General features: G+C 44.8%; 2 protein-coding genes. One reads left to right on the top strand and one right to left on the bottom strand.

Features of this window, described 5'->3' with window-relative positions; genetic code table 11:
• Positions 1 to 279, top strand: a 279-nt coding sequence (locus DP116_RS28655; RefSeq protein WP_211173400.1) for a hypothetical protein, incomplete at its 5' end; no start/stop codon positions are given.
• 453 nt (positions 280 to 732) lie between these two features.
• Here DP116_RS28655 and DP116_RS20060 read toward each other — a convergent pair.
• A partial coding sequence (locus DP116_RS20060; RefSeq protein ID WP_169156849.1) for an nSTAND1 domain-containing NTPase occupies positions 733 to 4,198 on the bottom strand: 3,466 nt, incomplete at its 5' end.

Genomic DNA, 4,198 nt, shown 5'->3' with positions numbered 1-4,198 from the left:
CCAAAAGCTACATTAACTCCAAAAGCTACATTAACTCCAAAAGCTACATTAACTCCAAAAGCTACATCAACCCCACTAAAGCCAAAAGAAACTAAACTCATCACAGAGGAACTAGCTAAGGAGTTAGGGGTAAGTAAAGATAATCTCCTATCTGAGGTTAAAAAATGTCATGAAAACTTTAAGAAGTGGTCAGCAACTCATGGGAAAGGAACATGGGATTTTGAAATTGAGACTTCCGAGGGTAAGGAATCTATACTCAAGTTTCAAAAGGTTAATTGAATAGAAACGTCGGCTTGCTAACAGTTTTACACAGGGAGAAAGTTTCGAGAGTGATTTTTTCGGGGGAGATGGGGTACATAATACTAAATCCGCTTTTATAACCCCCTTTTAACCCAGGCGATTAGAAATCGCGGCTACACAAACGAAGTCCGCCTGCGCGGACTAAATAATAAAGGGGGTATTAGATCCGGATTTAGTATAACGTAGTAAGATGACGCAATGCCCCTTGTCCCGCTCATCTCTCCACACTTAAACTTAGTACAAAATTGCACAAATTCGTAACGAACACTCTAGACATCTCCGAAAATTCCTCTCAAACTCTTGCGCTGTCTGGGCTAATGTTTAATTTCTGGAGAGGTCTAATAAATTGCCTGCACTGCTAACCAGAAATCGAGCCGTGCAGGCGGCTAAGGTTGAGTTAAGAAAATATCTTTCAAAAAGCGTTACCTGAAACTACTGAGTGCCAATGCCATCACAGAGACGGCGATCGCTCTCCCTCACATCACGATTATTCTTCAGATAATCACGCACCCAATCGCAACCATACGCCATTACCTTATCTTGATCAACAACACGAGCTAAATTCCACAAAATCACTGTCTTGTCGTCACTCGCCGAAGCGAGCTTTTTACCGTCAGGGCTGAAAGCAACTCCCCAAACCCTTTTGTTATGCCCATTGAGAGTAGCCAGTAAAATAGCTAACTTGCCTGTCTCCATTTTCCACAGTTTCACCGTGTTGTCTGCACTCGCCGAAGCAATCATCTTGCCGTCAGGGCTTATTGCAACTCCAAAAACCGTACCCCCATGTCCCTCAAGAGTGGTCAGCTTTGTGCCGTCTGGCTTCCAAAGTTTCACCGTCTTGTCCTCACTTGCCGAGGCGATTGTATTGCCGTCGGGGCTGATTGCAACTCCCCAAACTCCAGCTTTGTGCCCTTCAAGAGTTTTCAGCAATGTACCATTTTTGTTCCACAGTTTCACCGTTTTGTCTGCACTTGCCGAGGCAATCATCTCACCGTCAGGACTAAAAGTAACATCCCAAATCGGTTGTAGATGCCCCTCAAGAGTTTTCAGCAAAGTGCCGTTTTTGTTCCACAGTTTCACCGTGCTGTCCCAACCCGCTGAAGCGATAGTGTTCCCATCGGGGCTAAAACCAACTCCCCAATTCCCAGCTTTGTGTCCCTTAAAAGTATTTAGCAAAGTGCCGTTTTTATTCCACAATTTGACTGCACTGTCCAAGCCCACCGACGCGATTGTATTACTGTCAGGACTGAAAACTACTCCATAAACTGCACTTTTGTGATCGAGCGTCACAGGTAAAATGTTATCCTGCTTCCAGAGTTTAACCGTTCCATCATCACTTGCTGAGGCAATTGCCTTACCGTTAGGACTGATTGCAACTCCGATAACTGCTGCGCTATGACCTCTGAAGGTAGTCAGCAACGCGCTATCTAGTTTCCAGAGTTTGATAGTCTTGTCCCCACTGACCGAAACTAGAATTTTGCTGTCAGGGTTAAAAGCGACTCCCCACACTCTATCGCTATGTCCATTAAGCGTAGTTAACAACTCACCGTTTTTGTTCCACAGTTTAATAGTATTATCCCAACTTGCCGAAGCAATTGTCTTACCATCAGGGCTGAAAGCAATACTCGAAACTGGACCTTGATGTCCTTCAAGAGTTTTTAACAACGTGCCGTCCTTGTTCCACAATTTGACAGTGCTGTCCGCACTAGCTGAAGCTAGAGTCTTACCGTCAGGACTTATTGCAACATCCCAAACTATACTTTTATGCCCAGCAAGCGTGGTCAGCAACGTGCCGTCCTTATTCCATAGTTTGACGGTGCTGTCCCCACTAGCCGAGGCGATGGTACTTCCGTCGGGGCTAAAAGCAACTGCCTGAACTGAAGTTCCATGTCCTTTTAAGGTAGTCAATAAGGCAGATACCTTGCCCGACACTCTCCAGAGTTTGATACTACTGTCGTCACTTGCCGAAGCAATTGTGTTGCCGTCAGGGCTGAAGGCAACGTTTAAAACCCCACCTTCATGTCCCTTAAGAGTAGTTATCAACGTGCCGTCACGCTTCCATAATTTAATAGTCTTGTCTGCACTTGCTGAAGCTAGAGTCTGACCGTCCGGGCTTATTGCAACTTTGTAAACAGTAGTCTTATGCCCCTTAATGGTTCTGAGCAATATGCCATCTTTACTCCATAGTTTAACGCTACTGTCGTCACTCGTCGAGGCGATTATGTTACCATCTGGGCTGAAAACTGCACTTTTCACTTCACCGTTGTGCCCTAACAAGCGGTTGTACTCTACCGCCCCATAAACTGCTTGCTGCAGCACCAATTCAACCTGATGCTGAGTGTCGGCGTCTACCCCTAGTAACTTTTGTAGTTTTCGCCTCGCCCTAATTGCTTCTTTAAGCGCGTCCAACTTTTGATTTGAAGCAAACAGTGCTGCTGAGGATTCACTAATCGCTTTGATTTCACTCTTTGCTGAATTCTGCCATTGCCACCAAGCTGCCCCAGCTAGCATCAAGGTTACCACCAAACCACCAGTAAGCCCGAAAATAGTTAGCTGTCGTCTGCGCCTCTGTTTTTGCTGCTCTTGTTTGCGCCATTTAATACTAGCGTTAATAAAGCGTCGCGCTCGTGGTGTTAGTTCGTCTCTCCGTTGTTTGTACCAATCTTCTGCTACTGCTAGCCGTGTTCCTTGCAATAAGGTTTCTGGGTTTCGATCACTATTTTCCCAGTCACGCATTTCTTGCTTGAGTCTTTCTTGCCAAATCCGAAACTCACGGTTAGCACTCACCCACTCCCTCAACGTTCTCCATTCCCGAATCAACGCTTCATGGACAATTTCTACTGTTTCTATTTTCTCAGTTTCATCCCACCCAGTCACCAGCAAACGCGCATCAGCTAATTGTTGCACCAAACCCCAATTTTCCTTCCCCACCTCGTTGCGAGTCGCCACACGCCTAGTGTCTTCCGTCCCTTCCCCTGGACGCACTAACTGAATAAATACCCTTTGTGCTTGTTGTTTCTCTTCCTCAGATAGGTTTTTTAAAACTTCATCAGCGTGTTTTGCTAAAGCTTTTTCTATACCGCCAATTTCTTCATAAGCCTTGTGAGTCAAATACCAATTTTTCTGTTTTGACCAAAGTTGGGTTAAAGCAAACTCCAAAAGAGGTAAACGACCAGGGCGATCGCCTACATTATTAATAAGTTTACTAGTCAACCCCTCCTCCAATTCCACCTTCATTTTTAAAGCTGGTTTTTCAATGGCATCTCGCAATTCCTCCTTGTCCATTGGAGTCAGTAACAATGGGGTGTATTCTTGCAAAGCCTTCCCCATTGGTTGATAATCAAGCACAATTCCCAAAAAATCCGCTCGCAGCGTCAACACCAGCGTCAATGCTGGAATACATTTTACAGCCAAAAGCAGTACATTCAAAAAACTGTGACGTTCTTCCTGGGCAGCAAGGGTGTAAAGTTCTTCAAACTGGTCTGCCACTAACACTAAACGCTGCAATCCTGAGGTGTTTATAATATTTTCGAGAAAATGAAATAATACTGTTTCATCATGTCGCAGATTTACCTCAAATTCCAGTTCAGCCAGCCTATTGTCCGCTTCTCCCGATGTTTTTGGTTGTCGTTGTACTAGGGACTGACAATATTTACTCAGTGCGACAGCCAAAGCATCAAAAGGATTTTTCCCCGGACGAAAACTGATTATCTCTACATTTCTAACAGTTCTTAAATGGGGAATCAATCCTGCAAACACAACAGAAGACTTTCCACTCCCAGAAGCACCAACTACAGGAACTAGCGGTTTGCTGTTTACTGCTTCCACTAAAGAAGCAATAAATTTCTCCCTACCAAAAAAGAAATCCGCGTCTTTCTCCCCAAACGCAGATAAACCG

This window comes from Brasilonema bromeliae SPC951 (assembly GCF_012912135.1).
GTDB lineage: Bacteria > Cyanobacteriota > Cyanobacteriia > Cyanobacteriales > Nostocaceae > Brasilonema > Brasilonema bromeliae.
Note: the sequence above shows the minus strand (reverse complement) of the source record. Positions and strands in the feature narration are given on the sequence as shown.